The sequence below is a fragment of the Clostridium chrysemydis genome, from assembly GCF_015234215.1.
Lineage (GTDB): Bacteria > Bacillota > Clostridia > Clostridiales > Clostridiaceae > Clostridium > Clostridium chrysemydis.
In genome coordinates this window covers 304,320-324,594 of sequence record NZ_JADEKP010000001.1, presented here as the reverse complement: position 1 = coordinate 324,594, position 20,275 = coordinate 304,320, and the positions used below count along the sequence as shown (strand labels likewise).

The following is a 20,275-nucleotide window of genomic DNA, read 5'->3' as shown; positions in this document are numbered from 1 at the left end:
TAAGATATTGTTTTTTGCCGAATTATATCCAAAATATATGGAATAAGAACGGGGGATTAAAATGGAAAAATGTATTAAAAAACAAAAATTTGGTATTCGTCAACTTGTAATTATAGGAATGCTTTCAGGTATTTCAATATTTATGGGTCTTACAGGTCTTGGTTTTATACCACTGCCTTTTATGAAGGCAACTATAATGCATGTACCTGTAATCATTGGAGCAATTATTGAAGGGCCAATAGTTGGAATGATGGTAGGATTAGTCTTTGGATTATTCTCTATGTATCAGGCTGCAACTGCACCTGTTTTACTATCACCATTCTTCTTAAACCCTATAGTATCTTTAGTTCCTAGAATTTTAATAGGACTTGTAGCATACTATATTTATAAGTTTTTTAAGAATAAATTTAAAAATGAATCTATATCTGTTGGTATAGCGGCTGTTCTTGGTACACTTACAAACACAGTTGGAGTTTTAGGTTTAATTTACATCCTATATTTAAACCAATACGCAAACCTTATGGGAATATCACAAGAAGTAGCTGGAAGTGCTATAGGCACTATCGCTCTTACAAATGGTATCCCAGAATCTATAGTCTCAGCCTTGATAGCTATACCGGTTGTAAAAGCAATTCAAAAATTAAAGAAATAGGTTTTTTATTAGCTGTATTTATATTAGATACAGCTTTTTTATTAATTTTATTTTTAAAGTGAGGTATTTATAATGAATGGATTAAAAGAAATTAAATTTACAGATATAGATGGAATTAAATTAGGTCACGCAGAAGATAAACTTGGTGGAACTGGCGTATCTGTAGTTATCGCAAAGGATGGTGCAACAGGTGGAGTAGACGTTCGTGGTGGTGCACCTGGAACTCGTGAAACAGATCTTTTAGACCCATCAGAAATGGTACAAAAGGTTCATGCAGTAGTTTTATCTGGTGGAAGTGCCTTTGGTCTTGATGCCTCTTCTGGAGTTATGAAATATTTAGAAGAAAGGGATATTGGATTTGATGTAACTGTAGCTAAAGTTCCTATAGTATGTCAGGCAGTTTTATTTGATTTAGCTTTTAAAGATCCTAAAGCTAGACCTAATAAAGAGATGGGCTATAAAGCTTGTATAAACTCTGAAACTTATTCTGATGATATTAACGGAAATATAGGAGGAGGGTTTGGTGCAACTGTTGGAAAACTTTTAGGCCCACATACTTCTATGAAAGGTGGTCTTGGAACTTATGCTGTAGAGGTTAACGGACTAAAGGTAGGTGCTATAGTTTGTGTTAATTGTTTAGGTGATGTTATAGACCCTAAAAATTCCGAAATTGTAGCTGGTGCCTTTGATAGAAGTACGAAAACATTTTTAAATAGTGAAAATATTTTGATAAATAATTTAAATAAAGAAAATACTCCTTTTAAAGGAAATACAACTATCGGACTTATAGTTACAAATGCAAAGTTTACAAAGGCAGAAGCTAAAAAAATATCTTCAATGGCACATAATGGCTTTGCAAGAACTATGAGACCTGCTCACACTATGTTTGACGGAGATACAATCTTTACGATGGCAACAAACAAAATTGAATCTGATGTAACTACTGTAGGAATGCTATCAAGCAATGTTATGGAAAAAGCTATTTTAAGAGCAGTTAAATCTGCTGAAACTTTATACGGTGTTCCTTCTCTTAAAGGGTTAGCTAGTTTTAAGTAAAATTTTCCATATATACCTTTAATATCATAGTTTAATCTACTTATTTTTACGCAAAATATAATCATAAAGCTCAAGTAAATGAGTTTTATAAATTGTTTTATTATTAGGAGGGACCTATTATGACAAGCAAATCAACAAAAAAAGCACTATCAGGATTCAAAAATGAAGTAGCTACAGAATTAGGAGTTCCATTTTCTAACTACAATGGAGACCTTTCTTCAAAACAATGCGGAAGCGTTGGTGGAGAAATGGTTAAAAGAATGGTAGAACAATACGAAAACGGACTACAATAATTGATTTGACTATTGTGGGAAATTTCTAAAAAACAAACTTAAGGTGATAGATTTATCTATCACCTTTCACTTTATTCTTTAATTAAGTTTTTATCTTTGAGCCTATATGTTATATCAGATTCTTTAGCTATATCATTATTATGCGTAACCATAATTAAACATTTTCCTTCATTTACAACTAAATCTTTTAATAACTTTATAACTTCTTTTGATGTCTTTTGGTCTAAATTACCTGTAGGTTCATCTGCAATAATCAAATCTGTATTTGAAACTAATGCTCTAGCTATAGCAACCCTTTGTTGCTGTCCTCCACTTAAAGTTAAAACCATTTGGTTTGCCTCTTCTTCGTTTATTTGAACTTTTTTAAGCATTCTAAGTGCAACTTCTTTAGGATTATCTAACTTTAATTTTTTAATATCTAACGATACTAAAACATTTTGAAGTGCTGTCATATAATTTAATAAATTATATCCTTGAAATATTATAGATACATAGTTTTTTCTAAACTTTGGAAGTCCTATTTTTTTCAAATCTTCTCCACAATATAATACTTCTCCTGATTTTTCTTTATCTAAGCCCGAAATAAGTGATAAAAATGTAGTTTTCCCACTTCCAGACGGTCCAACTATCGTATAAAATTTTCCTTTCTTAAAATCAACATTTAAAGATTCTAATATAATTTTTTTATTATCATACCAATAAGATACATCTCTTAAACTTAATATATTATCCATAAAAAACACTTCCCTTCTAATTATGCTTACTTAATATTTCTTTTGGTTCTAATCTCATAATCCCTATTGAAGGAATAGCTATAGCTAAAAATGATATCATTAAAGAAATCCCAACCATTTTTGATAAATCGCTTATAGATACATTAACATCTAAAGTATCTATTGTTTCTACATTTTGATTATTTCTATCTCCTTTAAAATCTCCTCCCATACCGTTTGGACCCATCATATAATCATTAGTTTTGTTATCTTTACTTAAAGAACTAACTTCTTTTTGAACTAAAACTTCTCCGAGTTTGCTGCTTACAGCATTTCCTATTATTCCAGCTGCTCCAAGAGATAATACTAATATTATTAATACTTCAACTCCAAATTGACTTATTATTTTAAATTTACTTTCTCCAAGAGATAATAAAATTCCTATTTCATTTTTCCTATCTTTTATCCATAGCATTATTATTAATCCTAATATAATAGCACCTGCTATTGATACAATTACAACAGTTGCATTTGCAAATGATCCAACATTTTCTATCGGCCCCATCATTTTTTCATATTCTGAATTATTTGCATCTAATTTAAATGTATCAAAATCTATATCTAACTTTTTTGCATTTTCTAAAACTGAATCTACATTTACTGGATCATTAACATAAAACTTAGCGCTATCTATATCACCGCTATCTGCACCCTTTATAGTATTTACAAGTGTATAGCTTGAATAAATTTTATTATATGGATTCATAGCGTTATTTCTCATAGCATTATCGTTTAATTCTGAACTTGATTTATATATTCCAACTACCTCTACTTCTTTGACTTTTTCATCATTTACATCTTTTATATTTATCTTATCTGAAACCTTAATATCATTTTTCTCTGCAAGTGTCTCCTCTATAACAACTACATTTTTACCTGTATCTTCAGAATTTATAGTTCTTCCACTTACTATAGAGCCATCATCTTCAGTCATCATCCTAACTCCTTGAAGAGTAAAGTCTCCTGAAACCATTTTGGGCATATCTCTTCTCATACTTCCCATATCTTTTGTAAATTCTTCTGTTGTACTACTTTGTATAGGTGTAAGTGAACTCTTCGCCTCAGTATTATTTACAATATTATAATCTGTTATATTATCTAAAGTTAGTATTTTATCTACATCACTCTTTTTTACAGAAGTTTTTGTTATTTTAAAATCCGGTTCTTTTCCGCTTTCTCTAGAACTTCTCATTTCTTCTCTCATCTTATCCATATTTTGAGATAATGAAATTGTAGCCCCTAACTTTTGCCTAGCTAAAACACTAGCATTTTCCGTTGCACTTTTTATGGAAAACCCTGCTAAAACAAACACACTTACAGCTGTTATTACTAAAAATAATAATGCTGATTTCCCTATCCTTTCTTTAACACTTAAAAATCCACGAACAAAAAAATTCATATCGTCACACTCCTTAACTTTCTATATGTATAGAATATAGATACAAGCTGTAAGGTGTATGAATCTGATATGAATCTAATGTGAATTATAAAAATTATAATGTGAATATGAATTTTTCTTCTCTAATTTTGATTTTATATTTAATATCACCGTGTAATTCTAAGAAAGTTTTAACTATATAAAGTCCAAGTCCACTTCCGCCACTTTCGCTATTTCTTGACTCTTCTACTCTATAAAAAGCTTCATATAATTTATCTGTTTCCACATCTAATTCTTTGTAAATATTATTTTCTATAGTTAAAATATTTTCTTTCATAAAAATCTTAATATTCTCTTTTGAATATTTAATACTATTGCCAATTATATTTGATAAAACCTTCTCTATAATAGATCTATCAATATAAACTACAGCCTCTTCGTCTATACTTATATCTAAATGTTTTTTGCTCTTATTTATTAAATATTCTCTAGAAGATATTATATCTAAAACCATAGCTTTTATATTTACTAATTCTTTATTAACTTTAACTTCCTCTTCTACTTTACTTACTTCTATTATTTCTTGAGTTAACTTTTTTAGTTTATTTACACTTTTTAAAGTTTGGTTTAAGTATTTATCCCGGTCTTTGTACTTTCCGATATTATAAATCATTCCTTCTATTTGCCCGTTAATAATAGTTATTGGAGTTTTAAGTTCGTGTGATATGGCCCTTAAAAAATCCCTTCTTCTCCTATCTTGCAATTTTTCTTTTTCTATATCTAATTTTAATTTTTTATTTGCCCTTTCTAATTTCAAAATATTTTCTTTTAAATTTTCACTTATAAGATTTATAGATTTTGAAAGCTCTGCAAATTCATCCCTCCCTTGAAAATCTAACTTTCTAGAAAAATCTTTCTTAGCTATAGATTTACAAACAGAGTTAATTTTAAGGAGAGGATTACTTATAGTTTTTGAATATATATATGTTATTATAGAACCTATAAAAATAGTTATAATAAGGATTATAGGAAGTATTATAGTCATAACATCCTCTATATCCTTTTTATGTCCAATTGGTGTTACAGAAACTATATCTCTATACTCATCGATAGATTTTATATATATCCTTTTTTTTATTGTTATTTCGCTTCTTTCTTCTCGTAATTCTCTATTTTTAGGTGGAATTTTATTTAAATCTCTAAAATTGGGCTTATTTAAATCTTTTACAGTTGTATATTCTAAATCATTTTTATCGTTAAAGACAAAAACTTGAGAACCATTATTATATGAAAACTCATTTAAAGCATATCTATAATCCTTATTTGAATCCTCTTTAAGAGTTTTTAAAGTATCTTCTAAACTACTATTTATAATACTCTCTTTATTGCTTAAATAAATTTTAGGGAATAAAAGATATAAGATTGAATATATAACAAGCGAAGTTATAATTACTAATGCTGTAGAAATTATAAATACTTTTTTCTTAATACCAAAATTATTAAGTATCCTCTTTAAGTACATACCCTATCCCCTTTACAGTTTTTATGTAATCTTTTGATATCTTCTTTCTTATATTCTTTATATGTGCATCTATAACTCTCATATCTCCATAATATTCATATCCCCAAACTTCATCCATAAGCATCTCTCTAGATACTACCCTTGGATAACTTCTTATAAGCATCCTTAATATATTAAACTCTTTTAAAGTTAATTCTAACTCTTTATTATCTTTAAATACTTTATAGGTTTCTTCATCTAATTTTAAATCTAAGAATGTATTTTTTAATTTAAACCTATCTTTTTCACGTCTTCTTAAAACTGCCTCAACCCTTTTAATTAATATTTTAAATGAAAAAGGTTTACTTATATAATCATCTATTTTTGCATCAAAAGCTTTAACTTGTTCCTCTTCTCCATCTAAAGCAGTTAAAAAAATTATAGGAATATTAGATTCATTTCTAATTAAATTACAAAGTGAATATCCATCTAACATTGGCATCATCCAATCTATAATTAAAAGATCGTATTCTTCCTCTTTAAACTTTTCATATCCTTTAAGCCCATCTTCTGCAAAGTCCGCTTCATGCCCTTCTTCTTTTAAAAATTCTACTACTAATTCTCTTATTTCTCTTTCATCTTCAACAACTAAAATTTTACTCATTTTCAAATCACCTTTTACTAATATTATAATTTTATAATATCATTTTTTTATTTTACTTAGTTAAAATTCACACAGACTTCACGTTTAAAATATTTTACTTCCTTCATTGTTATAGATAAATATAAAGTGTATAATATTTTTTATATAAGTTTAAACTATTATGTAATATATTTACAGGGGGATTTCTTTTGAAAGATTTTAAAGAAAAACTAAAACCTAATATTATTTTAGCAACTTATATTGTAATTCTCTCTTATGTTCTTTTAAATTTTGAAAAAGTTTGGAAGTTATTATCTGGTGGGCTTGGAATACTAACTCCTTTTATAGGTGCTATAGGAATAGCTTTTGTTTTAAATATTCCTATGACTTTAATTGAGAAATTTATACTATTCCCACTAGAATCTAAAAAATATGAAAAATTTAAAAAACTAAAAAGACCCATCGCTATAATATTAACTTTAATTTTGATTATAGGGCTTCTTATAACCCTTATGGTTTTTGTTATACCACAGTTAGTTAAGAGTATGTCCACACTAACTGAAAATATTCCTAAATACTTAACTACATTTGAACATGTAGTAGATCAAAATTTAAGTAATATTCCTGGTGCAGATAAATTAATAAACGATATATTATCAATGTGGAAAGATGTCCTTCAATTTGCAAGTGAGTTTATAGGGGTTGCATTATCTCATGTATTAGATTTTACTATATCAGTTACATCTGGTATTGTTACGTTCTTCCTAGCATTAATATTCTCAATATATATGCTTGCAAACAAAGAAAAGCTTTCTTTAACTTTAAAGAAATTTATTTATGCCCATTTAAAACTAAAATTTGCTGATAAGCTTTTGGAAATAGGTAGTCTCTCTAACGATATTTTTTCAAAGTTTATAGGAGGGCAATGCTTAGAAGGATGTATTATAGGAACACTTTGTACTATAGGGATGTTAATCTTAGGACTTCCTTATGCACTTTTAATAGGAGTGATTATAGGGGTTACTAGCTTAATCCCTATCTTTGGTGCTTTTATTGGAACTATTCCTGCAATGTTTATACTGTTTATGATTAAGCCTATAGAGGCTTTAATATTTTTAATATTTATATTAGCACTTCAACAAGTTGAGGGACATTTTATTTATCCTAGAGTTGTAGGTAATTCAGTTGGCTTGAGTCCAATCTGGGTTATGCTTGCAATGCTTGTTGGTGGAAGTTTGTTTGGCCTTTTAGGATTCCTTCTAGGAATCCCTGCATTTAGCGTTATATACAGATTAATAAGAGAAAATACTAATAAAAAACTTGCTAAAAAAAATATAGAAATCAATTAAAAAAGCTGCCAATATTTTGGCAGCTTTTTTTTATATTTGAGCTTCTTTGAATTTATGTTCCATAAATTCATTACCTTTGTGGAAAAGTCTTTTTAAGAACCCTAAAAGTAAGAATATAGCTATAAACATAAATAGCATTTTTATATCTGAATAAACTGTTGACCAAATCGGTCCTGCAATAGCTTCTCTAAATCCATCTATAGCATAAGTAAATGGCCATAATGGTTGTAAAATACCAAATATCGCTGGGTTAGTTTGAATTGGATAAATCCCTCCTGAACCTGCAATTTGGAATACCATAATTACAACTGCAATAGCTTTACCTACATTTCCAAATAATGATGCTAAAGTATAAATCATTATCATAAATGTTAAGCTAGATAAAAATGCAAAACCAAACATGAGTCCCACAGATTCCGGTTTAACTCCGAGAACTACAATATCTCCAAGGGTAGCTATAAATGTTTGTATAAATGATATACAAATAAATAATAATAATCTTCCAAAATGTCTTTCAGTAACAGAAGGCTCTTTCTTACCATCGTTAAAGTCTTTAACTTCTGTTGAAAGCATAGAAGTCATAAGTAGTGCACCAACCCAAATACCTAGTACAGTATAAAATGGAGTTAAAGCAACACCAAAGACATCGGCATTATATATCTTTTCCTCTTTAACATTTATAGGTGATGACATAAATGATGCCATAGTATCAGGATTCTTTTTCATTATATCTATAAGATCATCTAAAGTTTTATTGTTTATATCTTTAGTTTCCTTTTGAACCTTATCAAGTTTTTCTTTGAATTCTGAAACTTTATCCCCGATTCTATCTATTTGTGTTGTAGCTACACTACCACTTGAAATACCAAAACTAGTTAATGCATTAAGTTGTGGAACTACAATTCTTAAGCTATCTAATGCTGTATTAGCTGAATCATTTCCGTGTTCTAATACTGAACTTATATTATTTATTCCAGGTAATACTACATTGTAAAAGGTACTAGCACCTGTAGAAATCTTGGTGTTTAATTCATCATTAATCTTACTTAAATTATCAAGTGCGCTAGTTATAGCATTTTTATCTCCACCTGATACTGCACTATCTAATTTATTTAAAGCATCAATTTCTCTATTTATTCCTTCTTTCATAGATTGAAGTGCTGTTATACCTGAGCCAAATCCCAAGTTTGGATATTTAGAATTTAAATCATTTAATATTTTTAAATTATTATCTATAACTTTGTTCATATTATTTAGTGACGAAATAACACTTTTAATATTTTTTGATATTTCAGCACCATTAATAGTAATATTATTATTTAAATCTTCTTTAAGTTTTCTTATCTCATCATTACATTTATCACTTATCATTTGAATCTGCATTAAATCATTTTTCATATTACTGCTCATATCATTTACAGTCATTCTTGTGTTTGTGATTAATGTTTTATTACTATCTAGAATACTTTGAAGTGAATTTATACCATCTGTTACTGTTGGTAAATCATTTTGAACACTCTTTAAATAATCACTAAACTCTTTTGAATTTTTAGATGATTTTTCAATTTGATTTTGAACCTTAGTCATATTTTCACTTGCTTCATTCATAGCTTCTTTTAATTCTAATACTTTAGGTTTGTTACTTTCAATTTTTGCACCTAATTGGTTTAGATATTTAAAAGCTTCTTCATTAACAGTTTTTACAAAGTTAGTTTTCACTTCCTCTGTAAATTTAGTCTGTGCCACATCTGTTATTTTTGTTGCTATAGCATTAGCTTTTTGGTTTGCCTTATAAATAATTTCTGGCTTTTTAGGGTTTGCACTTGCAAGTGTAACTAAATTACTTGAAAAGTTACTTGGAATTTCAATTAATGCATAATAATTACCTTCATTTAAACCATAATTTCCTTCCCAGTCACTTACAAACTTCCAACCTATATCCTTATTATCCTTAAGTTCTTCAACTATTTCATTACCGATGTTTACATTTTTGCCTTCAAGGGTAGCGCCTTGGTCATTGTTAACTACTGCAACAGGTAAGTTGTAAGTATTAACATAAGGATCCCAACAAGCTTTTATATTAACCCATGCATATAAAGATGGTACGAAAAATAACCCAATTACTATAGCTAGCGCTGCGCGATTCTTTTTTATATTTCTCAAATCTCTTTTGAAAATCTTAAATATATTCTTCATAACTAGCCCCCTATTCTGCAATTCCAGACTCTTCGAATTTTTCTTCGAATCGACTTATTTTTTTATCTAACTTTTCTTTAAATAGAATTCCAATTACTAAGAATATTCCTCCAAATAATATAAGCATTGCAAAATCCATTACTACGCTACTTACTAGAGGTCCTGCTATAGCTTCCCTAAATCCACCTAAAGCATAGGTAAATGGGAAAAATGGCTGAACTATTCTAAAGAATACAGGGTCTAATTGTATAGGGTAAGTTCCACCTGAACCTGCTATTTGCAATACCATTATTATTATAGATATAGCTTTACCTATGTTTCCAAGTAGTGAAACTAAAGTGTATATTATTATGTTAAAACATAACGCTATAACTATGGAGAAAGCTACAAACAATGGCATATTATCAACTTGCACTCCGAGTAAATACTTATCCCCAAGTACTATTATTAGTGATTGAATAATTCCAAGTACTAAAAATAATATAAGTTTTCCTAAATAAATATCACGCACTGTAAGTTCTTCACTTCCAGGAAATTCAGGAACTGTAGTCTTAAGTACTGATGTAAGAACAAATCCTCCAACCCATATTGCAAGAACTGAATAGATAGGTGTCATTCCTGTTCCATAGTTTGCTATTTTATAGATTGATTCATCTTTAACATCAAAAGGCGTTGCTATATTTTCTCCCATCAAATTAGGATCGCTTTGAATTATTGAAAGAATTTTAGCCAAATCATTATCGTTAACTTCTTTTAACTTTTTACTTAATTCACTTATATCACCTTTAAAATTCTCTAAGGTTGATTTTAAATGATTTGCTGTTTCTGTTGTAAGTTTAGTTCCGTCTACCGCGGAATTTATAATTGTATTAATTTGATTTACAGTCCTTTTAGAACCTTCTAATATTTTATTTGCATCATTTGTTAAATTAATAAACTTATCAAATATATTATTAAGTTCTGGTTTAACTGATGAGTTATATTCATTAAAAGTATTATTAACTTTGCTACTTATACCGTTTGAAATATCAAGTAAACCTTGAAGTTCTGAATTAATATTACTATTAGAGTTGTTTATAGAATTTTGAATATCATCTATCTTTTTAAGCTCACTATCTATAGTTGTATTAATTCCTTCTAAGCTTTTAATTAACTTATCTAAGCTTTGGTTATGAACTTTATCATTAATAGCTCTTAAATATGTTACTAAAGCTTCAATATTTTTTTTCATACTTTGAGCATTTTGTCTTATTACATTTAATGAACTGCTTGTGCTACTATCTATTCCTGAATTTACATCATCCATTAAGTTTTTGATAGCTACATTCATCCTATCACTTGATGCTTTTAGACTGCTCATATTAGTTTCTAAATTACTTATAGAATTATTTAAACTGTTTTTAGTATAGCTTGCTAAGCCCTTAGCATCTTTAGTGTTTTTTTGCATGTCTTCTAAGCTTTTAGTAAGACTTGGTAGTGTATCTTTTATTCCTAAAAGATATGTGTTTAGATTTTCTGAATTTTGAGATACATCCCCTAAAATGTTAAGCACAGTATCCATATGATCATTTAGTAATATAATTTCGTTTTTCATTTTTATTATATTATCTTTGTTTTTTTCAACTTGCTTTGAAACGTCACCTATAGAACTAAATACTGTTGCATTTACAGTAGAAATAAAACTTGTTTTTATTTCTTGAACCAATGACTCTTCAGCTGCACCTGTGATTTTCCCTGATACTGGATTTGCTTTTGTATCTACTTTATAAATAATGTCTGGTTTTTTAGGATCGTTAGTCGTAAGACTTGTTAAATCCTTAGAAAAATCTTCTGGTATCTCAATTACAGCATAATAAGTTCCATCTACAACACCTATATCTGCTTGTTTTTGGTCTACAAATTTCCAACCAATCTTATCATTATCTTTTAGTTTATCAACTACATCGTCACCCATGTTAAGTTCTTTGTCATTTAACTTTGCACCTTTATCATTGTTGACTATTGCAATTGGTATTGTGCCGGTATTTGAATAAGGGTCCCAGCTCGCTTTAATGTTTACCCACGCGTAAAGAGAAGGAATAATACAAATCCCTACCACTATTATAATTGCGATTGGATTTTTCATAATAGCTCGGATATCCCTTTTAAATACGCTTAAAATCTTCTTCATAATAAACCTCCGAATTTTCAGCTCGACAAAATGCGAGCAACTACATATATACTATAAAAAAATAATATTAAAATTATAACAAATTTCATTGTATTAATATTGAAATTTTCGTTAACAAAGTGTTACAAGTATTTTTATTTTTATCATTCCAATTTTTATTTAATACTATTTTACCATTTAAAATATAATATTCCTAATCCCCCTTCATAGATTGTTAACTTTTGACCTCTACTTTAATGTGATAAAGTATTAGAATAAAATTATTTTTATACTTAGGAGGATTTTTTATGAGTACAAAACAAACTAAAGACAAATTGACTCTTTTATCATTAATTTTAATGATATTTACATCAGTTTTTGGTTTTACAAATATTGCAAGAGCTTATCTTTTAATGGGATATTCATCAATTCCTTGGTATGTACTATCAGCAATAACATTCTTTTTACCTTATTGTTTAATGATGGCTGAATATGGTGCTGCTTTTAGAAAAGAACGTGGTGGTATTTATTCTTGGATGGATAAATCAGTAGGTCCAAAGTATGCCTTTGTAGTTACTTTTATGTGGTATACATCTTATTTGATTTGGATGGTATCAACATCTTCATCAATATGGGTACCTTTTTCTAATCTTATATTTGGTCAAGATAACACTGCATCTTGGTCATTATTTGGACTAAGTGCACCACAAACTATGGCACTACTTGGAATAATATTTATATCTTTAGTTACTTATACGGCTTCAAAAGGTTTAGATGACATAAAAAAAGTAACGTCTATAGGTGGTACTTTTGTAGCTTTATCTAATGTAGTTTTACTAGTTGGAGCATTTATAGTTTTAGCACTTAACGGTTTCAAGCTAGCTGAACCTATAACTAAAGCTGCTTTTTTCACTTCACCTGATCCGACATATCAATCACCTGTAGGTATTTTCGGTTTTGTAGTTTTTGCTGTATTTGCATACGGTGGTTTAGAGGCTATCGGTGGTTTAGTAGACCAAACTGAAAATCCAAAGAAAACTTTCCCAAAGGGAATTAAAATTTCAGCAGTTTTAATAGCCTTAGGATACTCTCTTGGAATATTGTGTGTAGGATTTTTTACTAATTGGTCTGAAACTTTAAATAATCCAAATGTTAATATGGCAAATGCAAGTTATGTGGTTATGCAAAACTTAGGTTATTCTCTAGGACAAGCATTTAACTTAACTCAAAGTGCTTCTTTAGAGATTGGAATTTGGTTTGCAAGGTTTATAGGTCTTTCAATGTTCTTAGCTTTACTTGGTGCATTCTTTACATTAACATATTCACCTATAAAGCAGTTGATAGAAGGAACTCCAAAAGAGCTTTGGCCAAAGTCATTTATAAAAATAGATGAAAATGGAATGCCAAAAAACGCTATGTGGATTCAATGCTTAGTTGTATGTGCTATTATATTAATCTCATCATTTGGTGGTGACACAGCATCAACTTTTTTAAATTATTTAATCCTTATGAGTAATGTTGCTATGACAATACCTTATATGTTTGTAGCCTTTGCTTTTATATCATTTAAAAAGAAAAAGGAAATCGAAAAACCTTTTGAAGTTTATAAATCACCTAAAGGGGTTGTTTTTTGGGTTACTATTGTAATAATTACAATAGCTTTTGCAAACTTCTTTACTATAATTAAACCAATTATAGTTTCAGGAGATTATGTAGCTACTATATTCCAAATAGCTGGGCCTATAATCTTCTCAAGTATAGCCCTAATACTTTATAGTAGATATGAGAAAAGAATAGGAAAAAAATAATATAAAATTTACGGTATCTAAAGGAATCTTTAGATACCTTTTTTATTTTAGTGTACTTTTAACCTCTTCTTCTTTTTTTATAGAATCAATACATTCACAATTTAAAGTTTTACTAAAACTTTTATAATACTCAGGTGTATTTCCATCTATATCCCTTTTATTAGCTTTTAAATCATTTTTATTATCTTTTAAGTTAATTATTTCATTCATCTATATCACTCCTTATGTTAATTTTATTTTAAGGAGTTTTTTTAATTTTATACAAAAATCTTACTTTACAAAACATTTATATTTTGCCTTGAATAAAATTTATATTTTTCAAATATTTAGGTTAACCATTTTATATTAATTACTTTAAATGGTAACTTTATTATTATTTTAACCTTCTACTATATCTTTTTCAAACTCAATTATATAAAAAAGCGGCTTTCACTACGCTATCTAATAATCTCTCTTTTTTCACATCAAAAACCTTGTTTAATGTTTCCTTTTAAACTTTATTCTAATTTTAATTTTCCACTTTCTATACATCAAAAAAGATATGAAGCCTAAGCTTCATATCTTTTAATCATTATCACTAACTAATTTTGCTAACAGTTGCAAAATCTCTAAGTATAACCATACTAAAGTAACCATTAAACCAAATGCTCCATACCATTCCATATATTTAGGTGCACCCATCCTTGAGCCCTTAACTATAAAATCGTAATCTTGCATTAAACTAACTGTAGCTAAAATAACAACTATTACACTAAAACCTATTCCTATAGCTCCGTTTCCGTATATAGGAACACTTATTCCAAAGAAACCTAAAACCATTGAAACTAATGAAGTTAATAAGATAGTTATTAAACCTATCATAACACCTTTTCTAGTTTTATCAGCTATGCTTGGGTTTTTACCATATACTAACATAGTAACAGCAACACAAACTATTGTAAGCAAAATTGCAGGTACTGCTATTCCGTTATAGTACTGATCAAAAAGGTTTGAAATACTTCCTAAAAACAATCCTTCAAAAGCAGAATAAATTATTGCAGTGAATTTAGCTACCTCTGGTTTAAATGTTGTTATCATCGCTATAACTAAAGTAAGTATTGATACTATCATCATAGTTCCATAACTAAATGGTACGTATGCATAGCTCCATATAAAGCACACAGCTAAAACTGCAAGTAAAATAAGAGTTTTTACAATACTTCCTGATACAGTCATTTGACCTTCTTTATCTGATTCTAAAATAGAATTAAATCCTTTTTCCATTGCTGGATTTGAACTTCCATATCTCATAATATTATCTCCTTCCTAAAATTAAAAGATTTACTAAAATAATTATACTATAAATATATACTTACTTGTTAAAATTAACTATATATTAATTATCTACTAACAAATATACTTATGTATAAAATTATTTTTTGAATCTCCTTTTACTTTATACATAAGCCTATCACATTCTTCAATATATTTATATATACTTTTTTCAAACACTCTATTTTTTTCAATAGTTAAAGAACCTGTAGATACACTTATATCATATTTGGAATATCTACTTACACTTAACCCATTAATATTTTTATGGATATATTTTATAAGTTCTAACCCTTCTCCTATATCGTTATGTTCAAAAAAAACTATAAACTCATCTCCTCCAAATCGTATTAAACTTCCTTTATTGCGGAGTAAACACTCAAGATTAGATGACATTTCAACTAACACCCTATCTCCAAATATATGTCCTCTAGTGTCGTTTACTAATTTAAAATTATCTAAATCCATAAATGCTATAGTAAAAAATTTCTTTCTAAGTCTATCTGCACTAAAACTATCTAAATAAAGCCTATTAAAAGCACCAGTTAGTCCATCTTTTACAGACTCAACCTTAAGTTCTGATATCTCTTCACTTAATTTACATATTTTGTTTTTTCTATTTAAAAGATTCTTTTTAAGCAGAAGTTTTTCACTTATATTATTTATAGTAAAATTCATTAGATTTTGTTTTTCTTCATTGAACCTGTTACTTTCTCTTAAAAAAACACTAATACATATATCTTTTGAGATATTTTTTATATATCCCATTTTATAAATATCTTCTATACATCTTAACAAAATAAAATCATTTCCATACTTTATTGAATCTTTTACTATTTCCTCTATAAAGCCTATTATATATGATTCTTCTTTTACCCCATCTAAAAGCTTAGAATATACATATTTATATCTTACTTTTTCAATAGGTGAATTTGTATTTTCCATTAAATATCTATAACTTTTTTCTCCAAGAGTAATATCTTTATAAGCTAATGCTTTATAAAGCTCCATTATATTTTTATATTTTTTTAAAATAAAACTATCCTTAAATTTTTTAAATTCTATATCTTTTTCTATATTTTCACCTAAACTCGGTTTACGATTCTTATAATATATTGTTGCTATTATTATAAGTGATAAATTATATTTTTCACTACTCGATCTCCTTTTAAATCCAGATATATCAATACTATCTAATATTTCTATTGATTCTTTTTTCATACCATAAAACGAAATAACATAGCTTATATTTATCAAAACTGAAGAAGTTAAAGCTAAATTTTCTATAAGACTTGCTTTTTCTAACGCAGAATAAAACCAAACTATACCATCTAACATCATGTTATTTCTGCACTTAATTTTGCCCATCTCTATATAAGCTTCTATAACCTTTTCTTCACTTTCTAAATAGCATATAGCACTTTTTATAAGTTCCTCTGCTTCTAAAAACCTTTCTAAATTAGATAAAGCAATTCCTTTTAAGAACATTTCTTCACCCTTATCTAAATTTATCTCTTTGTTTTCAATGGTGCATAGCATTTCACTTGGTCTTACAAAAGATTCAAATATTAATTTTTCAAAATTTTTATATTCCATAAATAAAACCTCATAACATTTAACTTATTACTTCATACCTTACTTGATTTTTTCCATCTTTTTTACCAAAATACATAAGTTTATCACATCTATTTAAAATACCTAATGAATTATGTATTTTTTTATCTTTTGGATTTATAGTTACTGCACCTAAAGATAATGTTATTCTGTATCTTTTTATGTCTTTAAAAACATCAATATCCGTAATACATCTTCTTATTTCCTTTGTAATACTTATTCCATCTTCTAAAGTATCATGCTCATATATTATTAAAAACTCATCCCCACCGTATCTAAAAACCTTTCCAAATTCTCCAACAACTAATTCAAATTGCGTAGAAAACTGTACCAAGGTTTCATCACCATAAAGATGCCCTAATATATCATTAACTAATTTAAAATTATCTATATCTATCATTATAAACGTACACATTTCTTTTGTTAAAAAATAATCTTTATTCAAAAAGTTATCTAAATATTTTCTATTGAATGCGTTAGTTAAAATATCTTTTGCATTTATATCTTCTAAGCTATTTTTTAATATTTCTAAACTTCTCTTTTTAAGGTCTTCTTTTTGTTTTTCATTATAAAGGTCTAACTTTTCTTTTATAGATCTTATATTTGCTCTCATTAGTTTCTTTTTTTGCTTAAACTCTATCTTTTCTTTTTCTAATAGAACTTCTATAATTATTTCATTTTCTATATCTTCTTCAAACCCATAAAGAATCATAGTTTGGAGCACTTGAACCTTTTGCATTATGTTTTTGTATTCTCTTGAAATATCAAAAGCTTTGTTTAAAAACTCTTTTGATGCTTGTTTATTATTTAACTTCTTATAGAGTTTAGCTTTTTCTAAGTAGGTAAATACCTTTTCTGAGGCTCTATTTTCTCTCTCTAAAAGTTCAAGATTTTTGTTTAAATAATAAATTCCTTTATCATGACAACCTACTGAAATATACCTTTCTCCTAATATGTAATTACCTAATAAATTAAATGCTATATTATTTAATTTATTTATACTTACTATATCAAAAAATAATTTAGAATAATAATTACCAAGTTCAGTATTATTAAAGTAATAATTTAAATAAGACATATTTCCTATTGCAATTATATAATATAACTTATCATTTGAAATATTCTGTAATGTTAATTGATTATAAATATATAACGCTTCATCTTTATAATTTAAGTGTATTAAAATCTCTGAAATATTTATAAAACATCTTGAAATTAAAGTCACATTATTTTGAAGTAATGATAATTCTAAAGCTCTACAATAATTTAGGAATGCCTCAATTAAATTATCTTCATATTGCAAAATCAACCCTAAATCTATATAAATGTTTATATCAAAAATTACAGATTCTTTGTTTTCTATAAGTAGCTTTTCTAATATATCTTTTGATTCTTTATAATCTTTTATAAGCATCTTTTCTTTTGCTTTTAAATATAATTCTTTATAAGTAGAGTTACAGTCTTTTTCAAAATAATCCCCATCATAAAAGACTTGCATTTTTTTTGTAGTTAAAAGCTCATTTAATATGTAGTCGCTCATTTTTTCCACCTTATATGATTTTTTTCATTAATAATTATAACATTTTTTTAAGAGTATTTTGGCATTTTAATAACAATATATTTAAATAATATAAGACTTTTACTAATTTTATTTATTTTTTTCAAAATAATAATATTTTAAATTCAATACACCATCCAAATATCTATTTAATATAAAAAACTGATTCAAAAATGAATCAGTTAATTCTTAAATGTAAGTTTTAATAGTATAGGCGTTACTACAGTTGTAAAAACAACAACAATTACTATAGGTGCTAAAAAAGATGGATTCATAAGACCAACTGCCATTCCTTTATTTGCAACTATAAGTGCAACTTCACCTCTTGAAACCATACCAACCCCAACTTGGAGGGCCTCTTTGGTTTCATAATTGAAAAATTTTGCTCCTAAGAAACATCCTATAACTTTTGAAGCTACAGCTACTATTAGTAATAACAATGTAAACAAAACTATAGTCATACTCATAGATGTAAGTTCAACCTTTATTCCAACACTTGCAAAAAATATAGGAGATAATAAAATATAGGATAATGTTTCAAACCTTGCGTTAATATATTTGGTTCTCTCTGTATTTGAAATTATAAGACCTGCTATAAAAGCCCCGGTAATATCTGCTACACCAAAAAACTCTTCTGCTATAAATGCAAGTAACAGGCAAAAAACGAATGAAACTATTACAAATCTTCTCATATCTTTGCTATATCTATCTATCCACTTTACAAACACCTTATGAAATAAATACCCTATTATAAAACAAAATACAAAAAATAATACTATTTTAAATAATACTTCTAATATATCAACAGAAGGATCAGCCATACTAGTAATTATAGTAAGTCCTACAATTCCTAAAATATCATCAATAAGTGCAGCACCAAGTATAGTGTTACCTGCCCTTGTATTAAGTTTACCTAATTCTTTTAGTGTTTCTACAGTTATACTTACAGAAGTTGCTGTAAGTATAATTCCTATAAATATATTTTGTAGTAAGCTACTTGTACCATTATAAGTAAGATCTCCTCTATTAAAAAAACTAGAAACTAAAAGGCCAAATAATAAAGGAATTATAACCCCAAATACCGCAACTACAAATGAAACCTTGCCTGTTTTTTTAAGTTCTGAAATATCAGTTTCAAGACCTGCTGTAAACATTAAAACGATAACGCCAAGCGCTGCCATTTGCGATATAAACTCTGTTTCATGAAGAATATCAAGCATTGCAGGACCTAATACTAATCCTGCCATAAGTGCACCTACTACTTGTGGCATCTTAAACTTTTTTGTAACAATCCCTAAAAATTTTGTACTAAGTAATATTATTGCTATGTCAAATAAAAATCTATATGATAGCATAGTAATCCCCCTTTACTCAAACTAATTTTGTAACTTATGCCATTATATTACTTATAGCAATATTTTACAATTTAGTTTTATGTCATTACCGCGAGTTTAAAGTAATTAGGTATGCTAACTTTATCTTTTTGACATTTACCTCTCTCTTTCACTTAGTTTAAATAAGGATTGGATTTATATTTTCTAAGATGCTTTTAAGTCCTGCTGCATAAATATCTACATTGCACTCTTTACTTAATAGCTTTGAAATTATTTCTTCCTTTTCATCAATTGTTGCAATTTCCATTTCTCGTATGTAATCTATTATATCTTCTATCATATAAATACTTACTTCATCATTTTCAGCGCCTAGAACAAAAGCTATATCCTCAGTAGACTTTTCTTCATACATATCATAATCTGCATATATATTTTTCTTTCCTTGACTATTTAAATTTTCCATAAAATATCTGTTTATATATGCTTTTGCTTCTTCATATTCTACGAATCCCCTTGCCTTTCCGTTTGATAGTACCGCTAAATAATTATTTTCTGAAACAACATAATCCATTAAATCACCTCTTTTATATATTAAATAAAGGATAGAAATTTAATTTCTATCCTTTACTTATTTATATTTTTATATTTTGAAATGATTTA

General features: G+C 27.6%; 17 protein-coding genes. 5 read left to right on the top strand and 12 right to left on the bottom strand.

Annotated features, from left to right (window positions below; all coding sequences use genetic code 11):
- Positions 1-61 precede the first annotated feature (61 nt).
- The 3 genes from INR60_RS01590 to INR60_RS01580 all read left to right on the top strand — a co-directional run bounded on the left by INR60_RS01590 (position 62) and on the right by INR60_RS01580 (position 2,001).
- Positions 62-652: an ECF transporter S component gene (locus tag INR60_RS01590; RefSeq protein ID WP_194189721.1), complete on the top strand. Its 591-nt coding sequence runs from the start codon at positions 62-64 to the stop codon at positions 650-652.
- A gap of 72 nt (positions 653-724) precedes the next feature.
- On the top strand, positions 725-1,708 hold the full coding sequence (locus INR60_RS01585; RefSeq protein WP_194189720.1) for a P1 family peptidase: 984 nt from the start codon (positions 725-727) through the stop codon (positions 1,706-1,708).
- Between the two features lie 119 nt (positions 1,709-1,827).
- Positions 1,828-2,001 carry an alpha/beta-type small acid-soluble spore protein gene (locus INR60_RS01580; RefSeq protein ID WP_194189719.1) on the top strand — a complete coding sequence of 58 codons (174 nt, stop codon included), beginning with the start codon at positions 1,828-1,830 and terminating at the stop codon, positions 1,999-2,001.
- 71 nt (positions 2,002-2,072) lie between these two features.
- Here the strand turns inward: INR60_RS01580 and INR60_RS01575 are convergent, their stop codons facing one another.
- The 4 genes from INR60_RS01575 to INR60_RS01560 all read right to left on the bottom strand — a co-directional run bounded on the left by INR60_RS01575 (position 2,073) and on the right by INR60_RS01560 (position 6,317).
- A complete protein-coding gene (locus tag INR60_RS01575) occupies positions 2,073-2,735 on the bottom strand; it encodes an ABC transporter ATP-binding protein (RefSeq protein ID WP_194189718.1) in 663 nt (220 codons plus the stop codon).
- A gap of 16 nt (positions 2,736-2,751) precedes the next feature.
- On the bottom strand, positions 2,752-4,173 hold the full coding sequence (locus INR60_RS01570; RefSeq protein WP_194189717.1) for an ABC transporter permease: 1,422 nt from the start codon (positions 4,171-4,173) through the stop codon (positions 2,752-2,754).
- 94 nt (positions 4,174-4,267) lie between these two features.
- Positions 4,268-5,674, bottom strand: a complete 1,407-nt coding sequence (locus INR60_RS01565; RefSeq protein WP_194189716.1) for a sensor histidine kinase — start codon at positions 5,672-5,674, stop codon at positions 4,268-4,270.
- Entirely contained in the window at positions 5,652-6,317 is a 666-nt protein-coding gene (locus INR60_RS01560) for a response regulator transcription factor (RefSeq protein ID WP_194189715.1), read from the bottom strand. The genes INR60_RS01565 and INR60_RS01560 overlap by 23 nt, the downstream gene beginning before the upstream one ends.
- A gap of 188 nt (positions 6,318-6,505) precedes the next feature.
- On the opposite strand from INR60_RS01560, the gene INR60_RS01555 reads away from it, so the two are divergent.
- Complete coding sequence (locus tag INR60_RS01555) at positions 6,506-7,645, top strand: AI-2E family transporter (RefSeq protein WP_194189714.1); 1,140 nt, start codon at positions 6,506-6,508, stop codon at positions 7,643-7,645.
- A gap of 30 nt (positions 7,646-7,675) precedes the next feature.
- Here the strand turns inward: INR60_RS01555 and INR60_RS01550 are convergent, their stop codons facing one another.
- Together INR60_RS01550 and INR60_RS01545 are read right to left on the bottom strand one after the other, a co-directional pair.
- Positions 7,676-9,841 (bottom strand): YhgE/Pip domain-containing protein, encoded by a 2,166-nt coding sequence (locus tag INR60_RS01550; protein ID WP_194189713.1) that lies wholly within the window; start codon positions 9,839-9,841, stop codon positions 7,676-7,678.
- 10 nt (positions 9,842-9,851) lie between these two features.
- Entirely contained in the window at positions 9,852-12,011 is a 2,160-nt protein-coding gene (locus INR60_RS01545) for a YhgE/Pip domain-containing protein (RefSeq protein WP_194189712.1), read from the bottom strand.
- A 287-nt stretch (positions 12,012-12,298) separates the two neighbouring features.
- On the opposite strand from INR60_RS01545, the gene yjeM reads away from it, so the two are divergent.
- The gene (yjeM, locus tag INR60_RS01540) at positions 12,299-13,798 is read left to right on the top strand and encodes a glutamate/gamma-aminobutyrate family transporter YjeM (protein ID WP_194189711.1); all 1,500 of its coding nucleotides are present in this window, start codon (positions 12,299-12,301) and stop codon (positions 13,796-13,798) included.
- A gap of 42 nt (positions 13,799-13,840) precedes the next feature.
- Here the strand turns inward: yjeM and INR60_RS01535 are convergent, their stop codons facing one another.
- From INR60_RS01535 to INR60_RS01510, 6 genes are all read right to left on the bottom strand, one after another.
- Positions 13,841-14,008 carry a hypothetical protein gene (locus tag INR60_RS01535; RefSeq protein ID WP_194189710.1) on the bottom strand — a complete coding sequence of 56 codons (168 nt, stop codon included), beginning with the start codon at positions 14,006-14,008 and terminating at the stop codon, positions 13,841-13,843.
- A 354-nt stretch (positions 14,009-14,362) separates the two neighbouring features.
- Complete coding sequence (locus tag INR60_RS01530) at positions 14,363-15,088, bottom strand: Bax inhibitor-1/YccA family protein (protein ID WP_194189709.1); 726 nt, start codon at positions 15,086-15,088, stop codon at positions 14,363-14,365.
- 96 nt (positions 15,089-15,184) lie between these two features.
- Positions 15,185-16,705, bottom strand: coding sequence for a GGDEF domain-containing protein (locus tag INR60_RS01525; RefSeq protein ID WP_194189708.1), 1,521 nt, complete (start codon positions 16,703-16,705; stop codon positions 15,185-15,187).
- Positions 16,706-16,724: 19 nt separating this feature from the next.
- Positions 16,725-18,263: a GGDEF domain-containing protein gene (locus INR60_RS01520; protein ID WP_194189707.1), complete on the bottom strand. Its 1,539-nt coding sequence runs from the start codon at positions 18,261-18,263 to the stop codon at positions 16,725-16,727.
- A gap of 200 nt (positions 18,264-18,463) precedes the next feature.
- Positions 18,464-19,636 (bottom strand): cation:proton antiporter, encoded by a 1,173-nt coding sequence (locus INR60_RS01515; protein ID WP_194189706.1) that lies wholly within the window; start codon positions 19,634-19,636, stop codon positions 18,464-18,466.
- 157 nt (positions 19,637-19,793) lie between these two features.
- Positions 19,794-20,186 (bottom strand): hypothetical protein, encoded by a 393-nt coding sequence (locus INR60_RS01510; protein ID WP_194189705.1) that lies wholly within the window; start codon positions 20,184-20,186, stop codon positions 19,794-19,796.
- Positions 20,187-20,275 lie beyond the last annotated feature (89 nt).